Annotated in this window: 11 protein-coding genes and 1 tRNA gene; 3 read left to right on the forward strand and 9 right to left on the reverse strand. The window is 65.3% G+C overall.

Features of this window, described 5'->3' with window-relative positions:
- The first annotated feature begins 174 nt into the window (after positions 1 to 174).
- Positions 175 to 1,413, forward strand: a complete 1,239-nt coding sequence (locus C2L80_RS08740) for an FAD-binding protein (RefSeq protein ID WP_103263037.1) — start codon at positions 175 to 177, stop codon at positions 1,411 to 1,413.
- Positions 1,414 to 1,536: 123 nt separating this feature from the next.
- Positions 1,537 to 2,982 (forward strand): LuxR family transcriptional regulator, encoded by a 1,446-nt coding sequence (locus C2L80_RS08745; RefSeq protein WP_157941049.1) that lies wholly within the window; start codon positions 1,537 to 1,539, stop codon positions 2,980 to 2,982.
- Positions 2,983 to 3,125: 143 nt separating this feature from the next.
- Here C2L80_RS08745 and C2L80_RS08750 read toward each other — a convergent pair whose 3' ends face one another.
- The 5 genes from C2L80_RS08750 to C2L80_RS08770 all read right to left on the reverse strand — a co-directional run bounded on the left by C2L80_RS08750 (position 3,126) and on the right by C2L80_RS08770 (position 10,592).
- Positions 3,126 to 3,869 carry an ABC transporter permease gene (locus C2L80_RS08750; RefSeq protein ID WP_087198554.1) on the reverse strand — a complete coding sequence of 248 codons (744 nt, stop codon included), beginning with the start codon at positions 3,867 to 3,869 and terminating at the stop codon, positions 3,126 to 3,128.
- Positions 3,856 to 4,698, reverse strand: coding sequence for an ABC transporter ATP-binding protein (locus C2L80_RS08755; RefSeq protein WP_087198553.1), 843 nt, complete (start codon positions 4,696 to 4,698; stop codon positions 3,856 to 3,858). The genes C2L80_RS08750 and C2L80_RS08755 overlap by 14 nt, the downstream gene beginning before the upstream one ends.
- Positions 4,699 to 4,775: 77 nt before the next feature.
- The gene (locus C2L80_RS08760) at positions 4,776 to 5,603 is read right to left on the reverse strand and encodes a MerR family transcriptional regulator (RefSeq protein ID WP_239938853.1); all 828 of its coding nucleotides are present in this window, start codon (positions 5,601 to 5,603) and stop codon (positions 4,776 to 4,778) included.
- Positions 5,604 to 6,091: 488 nt separating this feature from the next.
- Positions 6,092 to 8,035, reverse strand: a complete 1,944-nt coding sequence (htpG, locus tag C2L80_RS08765) for a molecular chaperone HtpG (RefSeq protein ID WP_087198552.1) — start codon at positions 8,033 to 8,035, stop codon at positions 6,092 to 6,094.
- Between the two features lie 1,087 nt (positions 8,036 to 9,122).
- Complete coding sequence (locus tag C2L80_RS08770) at positions 9,123 to 10,592, reverse strand: response regulator transcription factor (protein WP_157941050.1); 1,470 nt, start codon at positions 10,590 to 10,592, stop codon at positions 9,123 to 9,125.
- 386 nt (positions 10,593 to 10,978) lie between these two features.
- Between C2L80_RS08770 and C2L80_RS08775 the strand changes: the two genes are divergently transcribed.
- Positions 10,979 to 12,922, forward strand: coding sequence for an FAD-binding protein (locus tag C2L80_RS08775; protein WP_103263041.1), 1,944 nt, complete (start codon positions 10,979 to 10,981; stop codon positions 12,920 to 12,922).
- A gap of 1,425 nt (positions 12,923 to 14,347) precedes the next feature.
- Here the strand turns inward: C2L80_RS08775 and C2L80_RS08780 are convergent.
- The 4 genes from C2L80_RS08780 to C2L80_RS08805 form a co-directional block, all read right to left on the reverse strand.
- Entirely contained in the window at positions 14,348 to 15,415 is a 1,068-nt protein-coding gene (locus C2L80_RS08780) for a hypothetical protein (protein ID WP_129589926.1), read from the reverse strand.
- A gap of 522 nt (positions 15,416 to 15,937) precedes the next feature.
- Positions 15,938 to 17,815: an MFS transporter gene (locus tag C2L80_RS08785; protein WP_103263040.1), complete on the reverse strand. Its 1,878-nt coding sequence runs from the start codon at positions 17,813 to 17,815 to the stop codon at positions 15,938 to 15,940.
- Positions 17,816 to 18,580: 765 nt separating this feature from the next.
- A complete protein-coding gene (locus C2L80_RS14370; RefSeq protein ID WP_239938854.1) occupies positions 18,581 to 21,211 on the reverse strand; it encodes a MurT ligase domain-containing protein in 2,631 nt (876 codons plus the stop codon).
- A gap of 1,083 nt (positions 21,212 to 22,294) precedes the next feature.
- Positions 22,295 to 22,371, reverse strand: a tRNA-Met gene (locus C2L80_RS08805).
- Positions 22,372 to 22,516: the final 145 nt, after the last annotated feature.

A 22,516-nucleotide genomic window follows, 5' to 3' on the forward strand; every position in this document is an offset into this window, starting at 1 on the left:
GGTACCGGGAGGGGAGGCTGAAGGCGTTCGACGAGGGAGGGCGCAAGGTGTACGATACGATAGCCGGCCGCAGGAGGCGGCTGGGGCTGGCCGCCTAGGCCGTCCGGAAAAACGTCCGCACCCCCCATCGACCAGGAAAAATGGTGGAAATTCGCAAACAACAGCGAGGAAGCCATGAACTGGATCATCGACATCATGGCGGAGGCCGGTTACGATACTGTGCTTGAAGCATCTCCGCAGCTGAAGAAAGACGATCCCATGTTCTGTCCCGTGGCTTCGCATTCCTGGGTCAACGAAGTCATCACCAGCGCCGGCGCCGGCCAGCAGCTTCTCGTCGACACCCTCGCCCAGCGTGCAAAGAGCTTAGGCGCCCAGCTTGTTTACGAGATGGTGGGCGAGCAGCTGGAGAAGGACGAAAACGGAAGGGTCACGGGACTTCTCGCTCATCCGGTCGGATCGAAAGAAGAGTACGTGCGTTACGTGGGGGCAAAGGGCATCGTTCTCGCCACCGGCGACTTCTCGGCCGACAAAGACATGATGCGATGCTACTGCCCGGGAATTATCGATCTTCTCAACCCCGAAGCCGGCGAGAAGAACGACTACAACGTCGGATTCACCTGGGGCGGCCTGTATCGTGGCGACGGACACAAAATGGGGTTGTGGGCCGGTGCTGCATGGCAGCGCACATACCCGAACGCACCGATGACCCTCGCCGTGGGCACATCGGGGCCGGCAAACCGCACGATGGGCGCGCACCGCGGGCTTCTTCTCAACAAAAACGGCGAGCGCTATAGCAACGAAGACGCGAACGGAGTGTTTGCAAATCTCGCTCAACGCCATCAACCCGGCATGCTATCCTACGCCATCTGGGGGACGAACTACGCAGCAGACGCCGCTCCCTGGTATGCCACCGGGATGATAGAGGGCAAAGACGAGCCCCTCTCCCCCGAAGCGGTTATCGAGCAGTGGGACGCGGGAGCCATCGGACCGCTTCCTCAAACCGTCGTGAAGGGCGAAACCATCGAAGAAGTCGTCGAGCAGCTAGGGTTGCCGAAAGACGCGGCGATAGATTCGATACGCCGCTATAACGAGCTCTGCGCCCAAGGCCATGACGAAGATTTCCACAAGAAGGCGGAGCATTTGATAGGGATAACGGAGGGCCCTTTCTACGGTGCCGTCGGCGGGAAGCCGGAATTCCTCACGGTGCTTGGAGGGCTGCGAACCAACGTAAACCTACAGGTATGCGACGAGAACGACGAGCCAATTCCCGGCTTGTACAATGTTGGAACCATGGTAGGCGACTATTATGCCAATACGTACAATTTCATGGTGGAAGGCAACAACCTCGGCGCAACCTGCATAACCTTCGGCTACTTGACGGGACGCGACATAGCAACGGACTCCTTCAAGTAGCGGACGCAATCCCTCCCTCCTCGGTGCCCCCGCGACACGTCCCGGGGGCACCGGCCATTGCTATAATCTACCAAGCAAGGCCGACGCAAGATGCATCGCATACCGGTTGAGAGTGAGGGACTCATGGTTCGCACGACTCGACGCCTCGGTTTTTCCGATCTCGGGCTCCGCTTTTGGCTCGCTTCGCTCGGGTTTGGCTCCTATTGGGCTTGGATTGACTCGGCGTTCTTCACAACGGTTCTGTTCGGCTCATTCCCAGACGTCGCACGCGTCGCCTCCGAATCGCACATCGTCGCGCAGGTGGCAGCCATCGCGATTACCTGCATATGCATGGCGGTTTCCAGGACCGCTCCGCATTTGTTTGCAAAGGAGAAGGCGTTTGCGCTCGTGGCGGGCATAGGAACCTGCGGCACCATCCTGTCGTTTTTCAGCATAAAACAGGGAAGCGGCATCCTGTTCTTTGCCGCGAGCCTTATGCTGGGCGTTGCGATGGGAGCGCTTCCCTTATTCTGGGGAACGCTTTTGGCTCGAGACGAGCAAGGTAAAGCCGCCCTCAAAGTGTGCGGCTCGATTGCAATCGCCTGTGCGGCGACCGTGCTCCTCTCCTATGTCGAGACGTTCGGCAGGCTGCTGATCACATGCTGCCTTCTGCCTTTTGGGCTCCTCTGCTTTGCGATCATGACCCAAAACGTGTCTGATCTACAAACAGAAACTTGCGGCAGTCAGAAAAGCCGAAAGCTTCGCACCTTTTGGCGATTGCTGCTGGCGCTGTTGGCTTCAAGCTTCGCCTTCGGTTCCCTTCAAAGCTCCTACCATGATTTTTGGCTTGACTTCAACCTCATCACCCAAATTCAGATCATCGGCCGGGGAGCGGTTGCTTTCATGGTGCTTCTGGCAGCAGGCTTTTTCGGGCGATCGTACCGCATCGTATACCGCGCTGGCCTGCTTCTTATGATCGCCGCGTTTTTGGCCACGCCTTTTCTCGCCAGCTCCTTGCCCTACTTTGGAGGCATCCTCGTGAGCATGGGATATAGCTGCGTAGAGCTCATGATGTGGACGTTCGCTTTCGAGGCCATTCGGCAAGAAGCTAAACCAGCGTTCACGATCGGCTTTCTCCGCGTCATTATGATGAGCGGGGTGCTGGCAGGAATCTTGACCACTCCCTCGCTCATCGGCTCGCCGCTGACAGACGATGTTCGCTACGCCATCGGGACGACGACCATCGCCTACATCCTGGTTATGTCGTTGATGCTGCTCGTCGACGAACAGAACCCCCGCGGTTTCTGGAACGCTATGAACCGCTCCGCATTCGTCAGCCACGAAGAGGCGCTCCTCTCCCGTTGCAAAGCGGTTTCGAGGCAGTACGAGCTCACCGATAGGGAAGCCGAGGTGATGAGGTATCTGGTTGCCGGAAGAAGCGCCCCCTTCATTGCAAATGAGCTTTTCATTGCGCCAAGCACGGTGAAATACCACACGGCACGACTGTATTCCAAGCTCGATGTTCACTCGAAGCAAGAGCTCATCGATCTTTTCGAGAGGTTCGAAACGGAGCCGAAGCATCGGACCTGAACATTTCAAGCCGAACTCTTTCTACTCTAGTTAGAAGAAGCGCACGGCCAAATCGCACGAGCGCACACCTCCTTAAACAAGCGTCTGAAATGGTGCAGAATGCCGCCTGCCCGCCATGGCAGGCAGGGCCGGCGGCGAGGGCGTTACTCCCACTTGAAGAAGCGGACGGCCACCGCGGCGCACATGACGGCCCACGCCGCCAGGACCAGCACCGGCACGATGGCCTGGTCGAGCGGCAGACCGAGCGACGTGGCCTTCAGCAGCTTCACGCCTTGGGTGAGCGGCAGCAGGTCGGCCGCGCGCTGCACGGCGGTCGGCAGCACCTCGTAAGGCAGCGTCGTCCCCGACAGCAGCAGCATGGGGAAGTACAGCACGCTGGCCAGCACGCCGGCCACTTTCTCGTTGGGCGCGAGGCCGCCCACCATCATGCCGAGCGCGAGCATCGTCGCGCACACGAGCGCGTACGACCCGATAAACGCCGGCCACGACCCCGCGAACGAGAAGCCGAAGAACAGCGTCGCCACCGCGAACACGAGCACAGCCGAGACCAGGGCGTACACGGTGTAGACGGCCACCTGCACCGCCAGGATCGTGCCCGCGCTCACCGGCGTGACGAAGTAGCGCTTGAGGATCTTGCGGTAGCGATAGTTCGACACCACGAGCGGCAGGCCCATCGCGCCGCCCGCGCAGATGCCGATGGCCGACACCGCGCCCACAGACTGCGCGACGAACGTGTAGCCCGCGCCCTCGTGGGCCGGTTGGCCGCCGAACAGCATGCCGATGACCAGCATCACCACCACGGGCATGATGGCGGCGAAGATGGGCATGTTCATGTCGCGCAGCGAAAGGCGGAACTCCACGGCGAACAGGGTGCTAAAGGCTTTCACGGGTGCCTCCTTCGGGGGATTCGGCGGTTGCGGGGGTTCCGAGGGCTGCGGCGGTTGAGGGGGTCGCGACTGTTCCGGCGGTTGCGGGAGTTGCGGGCTCGACGGCATCGGCCGCGTCGGCGGGTTCGGCGTACGCGAGGTACGCCTCCTCCAGGCTGCCGAAAGGGCCGGACGCCACGGCTTCGGGCACGGTGCCGGAAAACACGATGCGGCCCGCGCACAGGATGGCCACGCGGTCGCACAGTTCTTCCACCTCGTCCATGAAGTGGCTGGTCAGCACGATGGTCATCCCCTGCTGGCGCATCTCGCGCAGCAGTTTCCACACGTCGCGGCGCGCCTTCACGTCCAGGCCGGTGGTGAGCTCGTCGAGGAACACCACCTCGGGACGCGGGATGAGCGCGAGCACCACGAACAGGCGCTGGCGCTGGCCGCCCGAGAGCGACTCCACGGCCTGCGCGCGCACGTCGCCCAGGCCGAAGCGCGCGAGCAGCCGCGCCGGATCGTCGGCCTCGCGGTAGAGCGCGCGCGTGGCGCGGCACAGCTCGTCGACGGTGATCTTGTCCTGGTAGCGCGCCTCCTGGAACTGCACGCCCACCCGCCGGAACAGCTCCTTGCGCTGCGTGCGGGGATCCATCCCCAGGATGGCGGCGCTGCCCGCGTCAGGCCGGCGCACTCCCAGAAGGCACTCGAGCGTGGTGGTCTTCCCCGCCCCGTTCGCGCCGAGCAGCCCGAACGTCTCACCTAGGGCAACGTCGAAGCTCACTCCGTCCACCGCACGCGTGCCGCCGTACGATTTCACCAGGTCATGCACGCTTACTGCGTATTCCATACGCGTCCTCCAATCTTTCGGTCGCCGAAGATGGTACGGGACGCGCGAACCCTGGTGGCAAAGTGGAGGGTTTGTTTTCAGGCGAGGCGCTTCATGCGCTCGAGCAGCTCGATCATCTCGAAGGCATTGCGCTCGGCGGCGTCGAGCGACGTGAGCAGCCGGTCGCACACTGACAGGATGTCGTCGTCAGGGTCGGGGCTATCCAGCACTCGCCCGATGTCGGCGGACGCGTCGCGGTCGAGCGCGTCGAGCATCCGCAGGATAGCGGCCAGCGAGTAATTGGCCGCGCGCAGGGCGCGGATGATGGCGAGGCGGTTGAGGTCGGCGGAGCTGTACACGCGGTAGCCGTTGCGCTTGCGCTTGACGTGCAGAAGGCCGTTCAGCTCCCAGTTGCGCAGCGCGTCGATGGTGGTGTCCAGCCGCTCGGCCGCCTCCTTGCGCGTGAGCATGAGCGGCTCGGCCGGCGTCGGGCCACCGGCACGCGCGAGCAGGTGGCGCACGTGGCGCAGGGCGTCCTCGGCGGCGCAGCGCTCGCGGCGCAGGTGGTCGATGCGCCGGTCGACCAGCGCGAGGGCCTCGTCGTAGCGCTCGCGTGCCATAGCGTCGACGATGGCGAGCGCCTCGCGGCGCAGCCCGTTGTGCACGAGCTCCACGTTGAGCGCCGCGCGCACGAACCGCACCTGCATGAGGTGGAGCTCCGTGAACACGCGATAGCCGTTCGGCCGGCGCTCGGGCGCGGTGATGAAGCCGATGCGCTCGTAAAGGCGCACGGTGTTCGGATGCACGCCCACGGCGGCGGCGATCTGCGAGGTGGTGTAGGTGCGCGGTTCGTCCATGCGCCGAGTATAGCGGATCGAACGGCCTAAGAATCCCCTGATGAACACCGGATGTTTCACGTGAAACATCCGTTCTTGCTCCCCCTTTGGCGCGCAATCGTCCGACCCGGGGGGCGCCGCGCGCGGATCGACCGCCCGGACGGGCGGGGCCGCGCGCTAAAGTGGGGGCTCTTCGGGTTCCAGGCTCCTCCGAGTCACAGTTTTGACCGCTCTGAAGCCTGCGCGGGCGGCCCGGCGGGAGCCCGCTTCGCGCCGCCTGGGCAAACGGCCTCGGCCGGTCGCCGCTCGGGCGCCCAGGCGGCCCGCAGGGTCGCCAAAGGCTTCACAGCGGTCAAAACTGTGACTCGGAGGGGCCGGGAACGCGAAGAGGGGCGCCGGCGGCCGGCCCGGGGAGCGGGCCGCATGCGGACCCGGGCCGATCGACGCGGAAGCCTCCGTCGGCAAAGCTGCCGAGCTGCGCGCCAAAGGGTGAGCCGGAATATTCGTTCGTGAACCGCTCGGGTCCCGCCTCCACAGGGAAGACGGGGCCCTTGCGCGCGATCAAACTGCGGGGCGACCTACGCCATCAGCTTGGTGACGGCGTTCGCGTAGGCTACCGGGTCTTCGATGGGCATGCCTTCCACGAGCAGCGCCTGGTTATACAGCAGCTCGGCGTACAGCTTCACCTTGTCGGCGTCGCCCGCCTCCTGCGCCGCGCGCAGCACGTCGAACACGGGGTGCTTCGCGTTCAGCTCCAGCACGCGCTCGGATTTCGGAGCATCGCCGCCGTCGGGCATCTGCGCCATGATGCGCTCCATCTCCAGCGAGATGGGACCGGCCGCCGTGATGCACGCCGGCGCGTCGGTCAGGCGCGACGACACCGTCACGTCGGTCACCGCATCGCCGAGCGCCTCCTTCAAAGCCGCGAACAGGCCCTCGTTCTCCTTGGCCGTCTCCTCGGCCTCCTTCTTCTCCTCCTCGGAGGCCAGATCGAGGTCGCCCGACGCCACGTTCTTCAGCTCGAACTGCTCCGGCGCGTCCTCGCCGTCGCCGGCCGCCGCGGCGCCGTAGGTCATCATCGACTGGAAGCAGAACTCGTCCACGTCGCGCGTGCACAGAAGCACGTCGTAGCCCTTGGCCAGCACCGTCTTCACGATGGGCATCTTGGCCAGGCGCTCGATGCTCTCGCCGGCGGCGTAGTAGATGGCTTTCTGGCCCTCCGGCATGGCGGCCAGGTACTCGTCCAGCGTAACCAGCTTCTCCTGCTTGGCGGAGTAGAACAGCAAAAGCTCGGCCAGCTCGTCCTTCAGCATGCCGTAGCTCGAGTAGATGCCGTACTCCAGGCCGCGGCCGAAGTTCTCGAAGAAGCGCTCGTACTCCTCGCGGTCGTTGTCGCGCATCTTCTTCAGCTCGGACGTGACCTTCTTCTCCACCTTCTTGGCGATGGCGCGCAGCTGGCTGTTGTGCTGCAGCGTCTCGCGGCTGATGTTGAGCGTGAGGTCCTGGCTGTCCACCACGCCGCGCACGAAGTTGTAGTGGTCGGGCAAAAGCTCCTCGCACTTCTCCATGATGAGCACGTTGGAGCTGTAGAGCGCCAGGCCCTTCTTGAAGTCCTTGCTGTACAGGTCGTACGGCGCGCGGCCGGGGATGAACAGCAGCGCGTCGTAGCTGAGCGCGCCCTCGGCGTGGATGCCGAACGTGCGCGCGGGGTCGGCGAAGTCGTGGAAGTCGGTCTTGTAGAACTCGTGGTACTCCTCTTCGGTGACCTCGGACTTGCTGCGCTTCCAGATGGGGATCATCGAGTTGATGGTGTCGAGCTCGGTGTAGCTCTCGTACTCGGGTGCGTAGTCGTCGTCGGCGTCCTCGGGGCGCGGCTTCTCGCGGGTCTTCGACACCTCCATCTGCACGGGGTAGCGCACGTAATTGCTGTAGCGCTTGATGAGGCTCTTCAGGCCGAACTCGGAAAGGAAGGTGTCGTAGCTCTCGTCGCCCGCGTTGTCCTTGAGCGTGAGGATGACGTCGGTCCCGTGGCCGTCGCGCTCGGCCGCCTCGACGGTGTAGCCCTCCACGCCGTCGCTTTCCCAGGCCCAGGCCTCGTCGCTGCCGTAGGCGCGCGACACGACGCGCACGCTCTTGGCCACCATGAACGCGCTGTAGAAGCCCACGCCGAACTGGCCGATGATGTCCACGTCCTCGCCCTGGGCCTCGGCGTTGTCCATCTTGAACGCAAGCGAGTCGGAGTGCGCGATGGTGCCGAGATTGCGGTCGAGTTCGTCCTTCGTCATGCCGATGCCGCTGTCGCTGACCGTGACGGTGCGCGCGTCCTTGTCGAAGCTCACGCGGATGGCCAGCTCGTCCTTGCCCAGCTGGATGTCCTTGTCGGTGAGGCTCTTGAAGTAGAGCTTATCCACCGCGTCGGAGGCGTTGGAGATAAGCTCGCGCAGGAAAATCTCGCGGTTGGTGTAGATGGAGTTGATCATGAGGTCGAGCAGCTTCTTGCTCTCGGTCTTGAACTTGCGCATGGGGTGCGACTTCCTTTCCTCTGTTCCGACCTGCTGCGTTGGCAGTCTTGCCATTCGAGTGCTAATTTGGGATTGTAGTACGGCGACAGAGGTTGTCAAGAAGAGCGCAGGGTTTCGCGCGAAACATCCGGCACGGGCTGGGAGGAGGAGGGGGGGGCCAAGAGACGCAGGACGATGGGGGGGGGGCGCAAGGCGATGGGACGCGAAGCGGGGTCAAACGCAACGCGAGGCCAAACGCGACCGAGGTCAAGCGCAACGCGAGATGCGTCCCCAAGGGGAGGGCGAACGCGACAGAGAGGGCGGGGGCGATCGCAGTACGAAGGGCATACGGCGCGATGGACGCAGTCTGGAAGCAGGAAGGAAGATGCGGCCAAGGAGCATGAGGGCGAACGCGGGAGGAGGACGGATCGAAGCGCCCACGCACGAGACGAGATGGCGACCGCGATGGGAAGACGCGGCACTGCACGCAAGACCCCGTCGCTCTTTGTTGAACCAGGATTGACAGAGAGTCCCATCCCTTTTGGCGGGTTTTGACGGAAAACCGCCATCCTCTCCGGGCGATTTCGCGAACGAGAAATCGCGACCAGGCGTTATAGGAAAAGGCACAGTGTCCCAAGGGCTTTGCCCAGTTTAGCATCATCGTTTTCCGTCAAAACCCACCAAAAACAGCGTCTTGGCTGTCTTTCGCACCTGCGGCCGCCCACGCGAAGCCTAACCAAGCGCCCGCGTAAGACGTAGCCTCGAACGAAACGAAGCGCAGCTCTGCAGCCCCATCGGCGGGTGCGCAACCCGTCGACCAGCACGCAGCCTCGAGCCCTTACGGGCTTGCGGGTTGGAACTTCGAGATTGACGGGCGGTACCATTTGACGGCGAGTCGTTGACCGGCGCGGAACTCGTCAGCAACCTCGCCAGTCTCGTTGACCGGCGCGCAGCCTATCAGCAGCCCCGCTAGCCTCGTTGACCGGCGCGAAACCCGTCGACGGCCCCGCTAGCCTCGTTGACCGGCGCGCAACCCGCCGACGACCTCGCAACCCCGTCGGCGGGCGCGCACCCCATCAACCAGCATGCAACCCCAGCACCCGGCACCTCAGAACTCCAGCTTCGTTCCGCGCTCGCGCAGTTCCTTGCAGCGAGCCTCCACAGCGTCGATGAGCTCTTGCTGCGTGTGCACGCCCAATTTCTGATAGATGTTCGACATATGCGTCTTCACCGTGTTCTCGGACACCACGAGCCGTTGAGACACCGCCATGCGGTTGTGACCTTGCGCCAGCAGAAGAAACACGTCCTTCTCGCGCGGGGTGAAGAACTCCTCGACGGCGATAAGCTCGCATGCCTGCTCGAGCACGTTCGCCTCATCGGACTCGCCAGGTCGCATGATGCCCCAGCTTTCGTAGGGGTTCTTGCTGGTTACCGAGTACAAGCCAAACGCGAGCAGCGTCGCGCCCACCACCACGCACACCTCGCGCTGCAGCTCCACGAGATCCACCCCATCGACCAAACCCAAACCCAAAGCCTGTGCGAACGACGTCACGCAGCACAAGAGCGCGAACACCCACCGGCCCACTCCGCGGATCTGAACGGCCAGGTATATGCACAAGACCCACAGGCACAACTCGGTGAACTGGTAGCCCGCCAACGAGAACAGGTACCCGAAAAACGAGCTGCCTCCCACGGCAACCACGAGGAATCCAAGTGCCATGAACGGGAATCCCACCTGGTAGATCAGCCGATTGAAATCCATGCGTGCGACGAACACCGCCGCAAAGCACAACATGCTGGCAACCACGAACCCCAAAGACGACAGCGGGTTGAGATCGCTCTTGCCGGGAATGGCTGCCGTGAACGCCGTGAACAGCCCCTGCATCATGCCGAGGGCGAGGCCCAGAACAAGCAACGTCAGCACGAATTTCACGGGGATGCGCGTTTGGCGGTCGGACGCGGGTTCTTTGAGCGCGAAAGCGCGACGCAGATAATCGAGCACGGGACAGAACGTCACGATGAACAGCAGCACGACAGTCTCGCGAAACTCGCCATGCAGATACCACGCCGCCAAATGCAACGGCAACGAGCACACCACCGAGATGATGCAGCATGCCACGCAGAACCGAAAGCGCGCCGTTCCCAGCGCGCTGAACAGCCTTCCGAATTCGGTGTACACCAAAGCGCCCACCGCACCCCACAACACGCACGCCGCGAAAAACGGCGTGCCCACGAAGTCGCCGTCGTACTCGCCGTCCAGCACGTCGAGTGCCACGAGCAGCACCGATGCGACCACGCACGCGCCGTAGAGCGCCATGCGCGCCATACGCGCAGGCTTTCCCGCAGCCGTCCGCGCGCGCACCAAAAGCGCGATGCCGCCGACAGCCATGGACAACAGCGACACGAAGCGCGCAGGCACGATGGGCGCTCCGGGATAAGGCTCGAGCGGCAGGTTGGTGGGGCTTTGGAACGTCACCCACAGAAACATCCAAAACAAGGCGAGCATGCAGCACAGCACGACGTTGGGCACCGTCGCCCAGGTGCGCAGCCGCTTCGTATCCATTCGTCTTCTCTCCATGACCCCTCCTGTTGCCATTGTAGCAAGCGAGTGGACAAGCTTTCTATCGAAACCATGACTTCGCAAGGTATGGAAGAAACCGTTCATCCGATTTCACCCGACACGGGTGAACTGAGGAGTACCCGGCAAATGCGCCGTGGCGGGTGAACCCATTCCTCCTGCGCAGGAAGATGCTTGAAGCGGTCGGTCAAACCGCCTCCGCAAACATGCCGGCGCGCGACGCAGCAGAGCGCTTGACCACGCTTGGCCGCTCTTGGCGGCGTTCAGCAGCGTTCGTCAGCGTTCGGCGGCATTCGACGGCGCTCGACAACCCGCCGCGCATCGTTGCGGACAACTCGACCGACATCGGCAAAGGCAACGAAGAACGACAAGGAAGGGGATCCACCATGAGCGATGTTTCTCGCAGAAGCTTCCTGAAAGGCGCTGCGGCAACCGCGGGCGTGAGCGGCCTGGCCGCGCTCGGCCTGTTCGGCTGCGCGCCAGCAACGAACGAGAAGACCGGCGCGCAGTCCTCTGCCGTAGAGGGATCGTCCTCAGGCACCGCGGCAGAAAGCCGCACGCCCGGCTACTGCGGCCCCGGCGACTGGCTGGGCGAAGCGCCCGTGATCGACGATGTCGACATCGTCGACGAGAAGACGTTCGACGTCGTGGTCCTGGGCGGCGGGCACGCCGGGCTCATGGCCGCGTGCGGCGCGGTGGACGAGGGAGCCACGGTGGCCGTCGTGGAGATGCAGCCGTGGTCGAGCTACGTGGATTTGGACGGCAGCGGCACGAACATGGCCGGTTGGTACGGCGAGGACATCGGCCACGTGAACTCCCAGTTTCTCATTGAGCGCGGCTTCGGCCCGTTCAACACCGGCGAGATCACGGCCGAGTTCTGCAAGCGCGCAGGCGGGCGCGTCAACCCCGACATCATCCGCTCGTTCGTGCAGAACTCCGGAGCCATGGTGGACCGCTACAAGGAGATCTACGACAGCTACGAAGAGGAGCGCAAGGCCAACGACAGCGCCGTGTTCATGAAAGGGACGCAGGTTGTCATCCCCGACGTGGACGTGCCCGACGAGGGCACCTTCGACATGTCGAACATGTTCGAGTACCCCCTGTGCAACACGCAGGCGGCGTGGAGCGGCGCGAACGTGAGCTACCCCATCGAATGCGGCGGGTACAAGACGTGGCCCTGCAACATCCAGTTCTACGGCTACCAGGGCAACAACATCGAGTACGTGCACAAGTACATCGTGCAGCACACCCAGGAAAACGGCGCCGAGTGGTTCTTCGAGCACACGGGAGTGGTGCTGGAGCAGAACGACTCCGGCGACGTGACCGGCCTCATCGCGGAAGGCCCCGACGGCTACGTGCGCTTCAACGCCTCGAAGGGCGTCGTGCTGGCAGCGGGCGACTTCATCGGCGACCCGGCCATGTGCTGGGCGCTGTTGAACGAGGGCATGGAATGGGCCGAGCGTTCCGGCATGACCAGGGACGAATGGGTGCAGACGGGCTTTCGCACCGGCATCGCCCACAAGATGGGCTGCTGGGCCGGCGGCATGATCGAGCCCACGCCTCGCGGATGGATGGGGCTGGGCGGCGGCGCGGACGGTCCGTGGGGCGTGGCTCCTCTGCTCATGCTCAACGTGAACGGCAAGCGCTTCATGAACGAAGGTGCCATCGCGCAGTACCAGCCCACGTGCATGCGTCAACCGGCCGGCCTCGCATGCTGGGTGACGGACGCCAACTGGAAGAGCATCATCGGCAAGTCGCCGCTCGACCACGGCGGGCCGAACTTCGGCATGGACGACTACATGGAGCGCCTTGAGGCCGACATGGCGGCCGTCGAGGTGGGCAATCCCGAAGGCAGCCAGGTCATTCAGGCGAAACTGGCCGAGCGCAAGATGATGCAGGGCACCGTGTTCGCCGCGAACACGCTTGAGGAGCTTGCCGAGCTTCTAGGCTACACCGGCGACGCCGCCACGACGTTCGTCGAAAGCGTCGAGCACTACAACGAGCTGTGCAACTCCGCAGACGGCGACACCGATTACGGCAAAGACAAGGCGTTCATGCAGGCCATCGACACGCCGCCGTTCTACGGCGGCACGAGCGAGCTGTCGCACGAGACGAAGCCCAACATGGTGACCATGTCCGGCCTCATCACCGACGAGACGCAAAACGTCCTGCGCAAGGACGACTGGACGCCCATCAAGGGCCTGTACGCTGCCGGCAACTGCCTCGGCGGGCGCTACGGCTTCGGCTACAGCACGCCGTTCGCAGGAAACTCCATCGGCATGGCGCTCACTCACGGCTGGCTGGCCGGCCGCACAGTGGCGAACCTGTAGCGACAACCGCGACGTTCCTCCCTCCCTCGGAAAGGCCCCGCACGCGGGGCCTTTCCCTGCGTTTGGGAGGCTCGCCGCAGCATGCCGCACCGCGGCGAGGCGCACGCTGCGGCACTGCCGCGTATCGCGCGCGCTTCTCTGCCGTGTCGCGCGTGTCTCGCTGCCGTGTCGCCGCCGCAACCCGCCGCCACACTGCGCACGCTGCCGTGTCGTCGCCACCACGCGCGCCACACCACCGCTGCGCGCACCACGTGCGCCTCGCCGCCACACCGCCGCGTCGCTCTGCTGCGCTGTCCCACCGTGCTGTCCTACCGTAGCGCTCTGCCGCGCCGTTCCACCGCAGCGCCCCGCCGTCCCGCCGCGCCGTCCCGCCGCTCTGCCGCAGCGCCCTGCCGTCCCGCTGCGCCACTCCGTCGCGCCGTCCTGCCGCGGCCCTCTGCGCTTTTTCGCACGGCTCGTTGTTCTGCCGCCCATCCCGCCGCCCGGTCACGCCATTCCACCACCCGGTTCGCCATCCCGGCGCTCCGATGCAGCACCGCCACGCCGCTTCGCCACTCGCCGCACCAACGGTAAGAAAATCGCCAAAACTTTTCAATATAGTACCGTACCTGAAACCAGAAGCCCATTGAAGGACTGAAGTCAGCCTTTCGTAAGCCCTGGCGGTAAGAAATCAGGGAATTTTTGGCGATATAGTACCGTTGGGTAGCCTTCGCTCGCTTTGCACCCCCGCTTGAGCGGCACAACGGTAATATAGTACGAAAAAGTTTCTGATTCCTTACCGTTGACGACTTTTGCCCCTTCGCATCTGCGCTTCGAGTGATGCGCCGGTACTATATGGCGAAAAACTTCACGATTCTTTACCGATAGAGCGTACAGCGGCGCGGCGCAAAGGTGCAGCGCAGCGCTGGCGTGGACACGGCAACGCATTGCAGGGCGCGCGGCGATGTGTTTCGCCGCCCCGCTGCACCGCCATGCCACCTCCCCGCCGCTGCACTGCCATGCCGCCTCCCCGCCGTCACGCCGCACGACATGCCACCCGCAGTTCTCCCGCCCAGCATGCCGCGCACCGCACACACTACAGCCCGCCACGGGTTGCGCCGCTGCACCCCGCCGCGCGCGCTACACACCCCGCTACCGCCCTGCCGCACCACTGCCGCGCGCCGCGCCGTCCCACCGTCGCGCGGCGCACACTCCGCACCGCTACTGCGCGCCATTCGCACCGCCATCGCGCGCCGCACCGCCCCACCCCACTCGCGCCGCGTCGTACGCCGCCCGCGCCGCGCTACCACCGTCTGCCATACCGCCCGCGCCGCGCCACTATCGCGCGCCACCACCACACACCGCGCACGCCACGCGCCACGCCACCATCGCGCGCCACACCACACACCGCGCACGCCACGCGCGCCACGCGCCGCCCCGCGCGCATCAGAGCGCCCACGTTCTCCACTGCCAGGCGAAGCGCCCTTCCGAAGTGAGCCTCCAGCGGCCGTCTTCACACACGACCAACCCCTCGGCCTCCCATGCGGACAGCTCGCCAACAGCGGCAGACACGCGTTCGGCCTCCACTCCCTCGGACAGGCAGAGCGCGCGGCGGGCGACAAGCACGGCGCGCGCCTCGTCGTCGAGCTGAGCCGCGTCGCGCACGACCTGCTCGGGATCGTCGCTGCCCGCACAGTACACCTCGAAGTCATCCGTGTTACGCCACGCCATTCCATCCACGCACGACACCGCCCCCAAGCCGACGCCCACGGCATCGGCCCCGGAAGCCAGCGCCTTCACGTACGCGCTCTCCCCGGTGGCACGCGCGAACCGCCCAACGGCATACTCCACCAAGCCGCGCTCTCCCAACAACGCGGACGCCACCTCGTAGAGCGCGCGTTGCCGCTCCTGCGCAAGCCCTTCCCCGTCGGCGGGAGAAACGGGCGACACCGCCACTTCGTACGGCTCCAGATCGAGCGCTTTGCGCAGCGTCTGGCGCCAGCTCGCCTCCGTCTGCCCCGGCAGCCCGTACACCAACGAGACGGACACATTGTTCATGCCGAATTTGTCAAGGAACAGCACTGCGTTCTGGATGTCCGACACACGGTAAGGAGGATGCAGTTCGTCAAGATCGCGCAGGTGGATCGCTCCCACGCGCAACTCGACGCGGCTTGGCTTGCCCTGGCCCCACCCAGTGAGGCTGGGCACGCCCACCGTGTTCGGAATGGCCTCGAGTGCCATCTCGGCCCCATGGGCCATCGGAAGCTCGGCGCGAATAAGCCGCATAAGCTCGCCCAGCTGGTCGGGGCTCACAACGCTCGGGCTTCCACCGCCGATGCGCACCGCCACGACGCGCTTGCCTTCGAGCACATCCCCAAGCGACGCCACCTCGCGCATGACGGCTTCCAGGTACTTGCGTTTGGCCGCGCCGTCCCCCGTCAGATAGCGCCCATGCGCATAGCGCGGCGCCTCGATGCAAAACGGCACGTTGACGAACAGCGTCGCATCCTTCAACGACGCTTCCTTTCCTGCGGACGCAGATGCCATGGCGCGTTCCTCCCTCTCTTCACGCCGCCCATGCAGACAGCTCGAACAACCTCCCTTCATCATCCCCCTAACCGACAGAAGATCGTTCACCCTGCGTGGGTGAATCTTGCACAGGGCGCACATGCGAGCAAGAAGCTAAGCGGGCCGAAGCGCGCGCCCGTCGAAGATTCCCTGGTCGTGCATGTCCGCAACTCGAAAAAGCGTTCCGTTGGGCTCTGCGATCCGGCCCCAAGAAAAACTCGCCATGGAACCGGGCAACTCTGCGCAAGCCAATATCGACACGAACCTGCATTTACCAAAGAGAAGAGGCGGCTCGCAGTAGTAGGTGCTCGCTTGGGCACTGCACCCCACCCATCGCCTCTGAGGAAATGGCCGAGAACCGCATACGTCACCAGACGCTTTACCGGCCTCCCTGCCGCCGCACGCCCATCACCCGCATCCGCGGAAAGCGGGCTCGCCTGACGAGGACAAGCCCGCATCGTCCAACCCCTACTCCGACACGGCCGCCATGCACGCGCCCATCGCGTAGCGCAGCACGTCGGAGCGGTTGACGGTGCCCACGATGACGCCCTCGCGCACCACCGGCACCTTCTTGAGGCGGCGCGTGGCCAGAAGCGCGCACGCCTCTTCGAGCGTGGCGTCGGCATCGAGCGCGACGAGCCGCTCCGTGGCGATGACCTCCACCGGCAGCGCGATGAGCTCGCGTAGGCGCTCGTCGAACGTCTGGCTGCGCGCCGCTTCCATGAGCGAGTACGCGCCGGTGATCACCGGGTGCTTGTCGGCCAGATAGCGCATGACGTCGCCATCGGACACGAAGCCCGCCGGACGTCCCGCGTCGTCCACCAGCGGCAGCCCGCCCACCTTGAGCTCGACGAACGCGCGCATCACCTCGCCCACCGACGCCGAGGCGGGCAGCGTGTAGGGGTCGGCCTCCATCAGCTCGGCGAGCACCGACTGCGGCGCCGCAGCCCGCTCGGCAGCCTTCGCACGGGCCCGCGCGCGAGCGGCGCGCGCGTACGCGAACGAGAGCGCGAAGCCCAGCGCGGCGATCACAGCCGCCACGAGCATCGCCAGCGCGAAGCCGTCGGCGGCGGCGCTTGCGCTCGACGCGCCGCGCGCGAGCGCCGAACCCTGGCCCGACGACATGATGCCCGTGTACAACGACGGCCCGACGCACCCCGCTATCTGCACGAACGTGGTCATAAGCGCCACGCCGAACGGGTTTTGGTCAGGCGGCAGCACCCGCAGCCCTGCCGTCTGCGACGGCGAGAAGATGAACCCCACCGCAGCGTACATGAGCAGGGCCGCCGCGAACACGACGGGCACCGACAGCGTAGGGCTCACCACCGCCAACGCGAAGAAGCCGACGGCGATGCCCGCGAACCCCAGCGGCAGCAGCGGCCACTCGCCGCGCCGATCCATGATCCGACCGCCCACTAGCGTCGCCCCGGCGTTCGCCAGCACCGGAACCAGCATCACGAGCCCCGCCGCGAGCGCGGTCATGCCCGCCGCGCCCTCGAAGTACAGCGGCAGCAGCACGCTCATGGAAAACGTACTCATCATGGCCACCGTCGCCAACAGCAAGGCGGGCCAGAACAGGCGGTTCTTAATGGGCGCGAGGTCGATGAGCGGATGGTCGCAGCGCAGCTGGCGCACGACGAACGCCGCCGCCAGGGCCACCGTCGCCAGCAGCGCCGCCGCAGCGACGAGCGGGCTGATGGTCAGCTGCGACAAGCCGAACGACAGCGCCGTCAGCACCACAGCCGACAGCGCCACCGACACCACGTCCAGATGCGCCTCGCTCGTCTCGAGGTTCTTCACGAAGAAGAAGCCCATGACCGCGAGCACCGCCATGGCCGCCACGGGCACGACGAAGATGCTGTGCCAGCCGAACGCCGTCACGAGCGCCCCGCACACCACCGGGGCGAAGGCCGGCCCGAACGTGATCATGCACCCGCCGATGGACATGAACGATCCCAGCCGGTTCTTCGGCGTCACCGCCAGGATGGTGTTCATCATCAGCGGGATGAAGATGCCCGTGCCCACCGCCTGCACCAGCCGCGCGACGAGCAGCACGGCGAAGCTGCCGGCGAACAGCCCCGCCGCCGACCCCGCGATGCTCAAGGCCGCCGCCGCGAAGAACAGCGTGCGCAGCTTGAAGCGCCGATAGAGGAACGCCATGCACGTCACCACCACCGTCGCCACGATCATGTAGCCCGTGACCAGCCACTGGGCCGTCACGGAATCCACGCCGAAGTCGCCCATGATGGACATGAGCGCCATGTTGACAAGGTTCTCGTTGAACCCCGCCAAAAACGCGCTGCCGTACAGCACGGACAGCAGCATCACCAGAGATCTTCCCTGCATACAGGAATCGTCCTTCCAAATTCGGTTGCGGTAAAGGGCCCCATCGAACCTAAGCGCGCACGCGCCGTTAGGGGTAACGAGACGCGCCGCGCACCTGACAAAAGACGCGCGGCGCATTCGATTCTAGCGAAATGGAGACGGCTTCGTAAGCGTTTTTTTCGCGCGAACCGCGGCGCGGACTGCGGCGCGAACCGGAGCGCAAATCGCGGCGCAAATCGCGACGTGAACCGGAGACATACGAAAGATATACGGGAACCTCCAGGCGTTGGCGACGAGGGCGGGCAGAGGAAATCGACGCGACAGCGGGTCGGAACCCGGTTCAGGACACCGCAACGAATGCGGAGCGGCGAAGCGAAACGCCGGCACGGGACAGCATGGCGCGCGAAGCGGCCACCCATGCAAGTCATGCAAGGCGTCGACGGGACGAAAGCCTCGCCACAACGCAAACGGCCCTTGGCCGGATCCTGCCGAACGCGGCCTCCGAAGAAACGACACACAGAGAAGCGGAGCAGACGCTTGCACGACGACCGCGCTCCGCTTTCCACCGATTGCGGCACCCGTCGTCGCCCCTTCCGAAGCCCGTTCGGTTTTCGGAATCGACATGCTCGCCGAGCGCTGCCGCGGCTGCGCGCGATCGGCCCTCGCCGAACCGCAGTTGGCATAGAGCCTGCTTCGCGGCATCTTTTTCGCATAGCGGAGCGCTTCGGCGCGAACCGCGTCCGCAACCGCCCGCAACTGCTCGCAACCGCCCGCAAAAGCCCCGAGCTATCGTGCGCCGAAGCGTTTGCAGAGCGCCTCGTTCGCGCCTGTTTCCACAGAGTCGTCGAGGGGCGCGAGCGCGGGAGCGGCAATGCCCGACCGCGCCGCGCTGCGCTCGAGCGCGCGGGCGAGCAGATGGTCGGCCACCTCGGGGTTCTTCGCCAGAAGCGGCCCGTGCAGGTAGGTGCCCACGAGGTTCTTGTAGCGGACGCCATCGGCTTTGTCGGCCTCGTTGTTGCCGCAGCCCATCGTCGACGCCACCGACCCGAACGCCTCGACACCCGTCCCGAGGCGCGTGCGGCCCGCATGGTTCTCGTAGCCCACCACCGGGAGCGTCGCCAAAGGCGAGCGCAGCACGATGTTGTCGATCAGGCGGTCGGCCGAACCGCCCGCGGCGCGCTCGGTGGTTATGTCGACGATGCCGAGCCCCTCCACCACTTCGTCGCCAAGCAGCCATTCTCGCCCGAGGATCTGATAGCCCCCGCAGATGGCCAGCAGCACGCCGCCGTCCTCCACGTACGCGCGAAGCTCGTCGCGCATGCGCATGAGCTCGCTCGATGCAAGGCGCTGCTCGCGGTCGGGGCCACCACCCAAAAACACGAGATCAACGCCGGCCAGGTCGATCGATTCGCCATGGTTCACCCGGCGAACCTCCACCGGGACGCCGCGCCAACGCAACCGCTGCGCCAGAACACGCACGTTGCCCCCGTCGCCGTACAGATTGAGCAGGTCGGGGAAGAGATGCGCGATGACGACGCGGGGGGTTGCCGCGGGGGCAGGGGCGACATCGGAGGGGACGCCGTTGGTGGGAACGGAGGCGGGAGCAGCGGGAGCCGTTGGGACGCAGGAGGCGGCGGGGGCGCTTCCCTCTTCGCTGGGGGAAAGCGCCGGCTCTTGCGGCGCGGTCGAACAGGATGCGGGTGCAGCGACAGGTGCGGCAACGGATGAGGAGTCCGCGCGATCACCCGTCGGTGCGGAAGAGGGCCGCCCGCTTCCAAACCAGCCAGCCGCGTCAAGAGCAGGGGCGTCGGAAGCGGATGCAGGGGCGCCGCCGGATGCAGGGGCGCCGCCGGATACGGACGCGCCGCCAAACGCAGGTGCGCTGCCGGGTGCAGGTGCGCTGTCGGGTGCGGGCGCGGGCACGGAAGCCGTAGCGCCATCGGCTGCGGCAGCCGCAGCGGTGAGGGCCGCATGCACCGAGGGCAGCGCGGTGTAGTTCGCGATGAAATAGGCGTTCTGCTCCTTCGGCACGCTGGCTATACGCGCCAGAAGGTCGTCGGCATCGGACACCACCGCAGACGGGATATCGGCGTACTTCAGGCGAACCTGCACGTCGTTTCCGCGGATCCCGCCGGAGAACACCGTCATCGCGCCGGCTTCGGCCAACTCTTCGAAATCGATGTCCCACAGCCACGACACGTCGCGCCCGTCGCCCTCCTTGTCGTTCACGAAGAACGCGACCACCTTGGGATTGGGGTCTTGCGCGACGATCTTGAGGTTTTGGTTGAAGCCGGTGGGGTTCTTCGCCAAGTTCAGCAGCACACGGCGACCGGCGATGTCGAACGTCTGCAGCCGGCCGTTTTGCGGGTCGAAGCAATCGATGGCGCGGCTCACCGCGTCGGCCGGGCATCCCGCGAGGTCGGCGGCGGCGGCGGTGGCCAGAAGGTTGTACACCATGTAGGCGCCGGTGTAGGGGGCCTTCACGGAGAGAACGGGGACGGCGCTTTTCGCGCCCTCGAACGCGGCGTTTTCCCTGCTCTCAGCCGCAGCGCCTTCTTCGCCCTCGGTCGAGAAGCGCCCTTCGTCTTCGGTTGCAAAGCGCCTCCCGCCCTCAGGCGCGGCGTTTCCCGCATCCCCATCCGCAGCGCGCACGACGTCGAACCCCAAACCGTCCGTGCCCAGGCGCACGCCTTCGGCCGCATAATCGAGCGCCGGACGCTCAAACCCGCAGCTCGGGCAGCGGTACGCGCCCAGCTGGCCGTACTGGCGGTACTCGTACTCCATCATGGAGGAGCACTGCTGGCACATCTGCGCGTCGGCCACCGTGTTCTGCGGCAGTCCCATGCTCTCGGACAGTCCGAACGCCACCGACGCATTGCCCATGCGCGCGGCGATGGCGGCGCACAGCGGGTCGTCGGCGTTGTACAGAAGCACCGTGTCCGGCGAGGTTTCGAGAGCGCGCGCGATGCTGTCCTGGATGCGGTCGATCTCGCCCACGCGATCCAGCTGGTCGCGGAACAGGTTGAGCAGCACCACGTAGCTGGCCTGCAAATGCGGCAGTATCTTCGCCAGCCACAGCTCGTCGCTCTCGAACACGCCCCAATCGGACGGCTTCGCGTGCAGAAGAGCCGTGGCCACGCCGGAGTCGAGGTTCGCGCCCGTGCGGTTGCACACCACGCGCTGGCCCGCCTGCTCAAGGATGTCGGCCAGCAGGTTCGTCACCGTGGTCTTGCCGTTCGTGCCCACCACCACGAACGACCCCGTGCGCAGCTTCGGACGTAGGTCGGCGATGAGGCGAGGATCCACGTACAGCGCCATCTTGCCGGGAAAGTTCGCGGCGGGGCGATGGAAGACGTTCTTCAGCCCCCAGGTGGAGACGGCGCTGACGGCGCGGGCGGCGGCGAACTGAATGCCCATGAGCGGTGTTCCTTTCGATCGACGGACACCAGTATAGCCGCAACCCCGACTTGAAAGGCGTACCCTCAAGGGCACGCGGGGCCGCCCTCCATACAATTTTCAGCAAGAAGGAACTTCGAGCGCGCGTGCAAGAGGGCCCTGTCCGCGCGGTCGCACTGCCCCCGTCCCCAACCGCCGCTGCACTCGCACAGCTGCGTACCCGCGCTTTCGCTCCAATACCTCTTGCGTTGCCCCGCCCTTTCGCATCCGTATGGTTGCGTCTTCGCGCGGGTCGCTCTCGCGGTGCAGCGAGGCGTGTCGCGCCCCGCAGTCGCATCCCCGCAAGGCGTGTCGCACCCCCTCTCCCGCATCTTCGCCTACCCCGCGCGACCGCCTCCAACATGCCGCACCCCAACACCCCTTCATGTTCGCGTGCCCGCGGTTTCTGGCCACGGGTTCGCCGCTTCCGCACGCCGCACGTTTCCCTCTCCATGTTCGCGCGCTCGCGGTTTCTGGCCAGCAATCCGAGTTCTGGCACGGATCGGCCCCGATCCGACGGCGCATCGGCCCTGCCGATTCTGCCGACCTGGGCTTTCGCCGGGGAGGAGCGCCCTCTTCGGGCGAAGGGGCGCGTTCGGCGTGCCAGAACTCGGTTTCGTGGCCAGAAAACGCATGTTTTCCCGCACGGAGGGCGGGCGGCGTCCGGCGCAGCCGGAGAGGAGGACGGCTGCGCAGCCCGCGAGGGCGGGTGGAGGAGGCGCGGGCGCCCGCGGCGGGCACGCGGGCGGCGCGGCCGGGCGGCGCGGCCCCGCCGTAGACGCGAGAGGTGGGGCGGGGGCAAGACGCGCAAGGCGCGCGACAGGGACATCCGTCCTTTGCCTCGTCTTCCGCACTTCGAGCAGAGAGCCGCAAGGGAGCTCTGCGCCAATTTCGGGTACACGTTTTGGCCTATAAGCCCGAAATCAACAAGGTGGCCCTAAGGGATAGCCGAATGATTCACCCGGACACACTTTTTGAGTCTTAACCCGAAACTTAACCCCGGACAAAAGTCAGCACCGCAAAGAAAAGACCAGAGGAAATATCTCCTCTGGCCTACAAGCTTTATGGTCGCGGGGGCTGGATTTGAACCAACGACCTCCGGGTTATGAGCCCGGCGAGCTACCAGACTGCTCCACCCCGCATCATTGCGCCTACCCTCCTGCCCGTGTATACGCCAAGCAGGAAAAGCGGCAAGAGTGAATATTATCCTTGCTTCCAAAAAGATGCAAATACATTCCATCGATTCACAAAATCGACACACAGAGGGAGGGAGGGAGGGAGGGAGGG

Origin of the sequence: Rubneribacter badeniensis (assembly GCF_002899695.1) — a bacterium.
Classification (GTDB): domain Bacteria; phylum Actinomycetota; class Coriobacteriia; order Coriobacteriales; family Eggerthellaceae; genus Rubneribacter; species Rubneribacter badeniensis.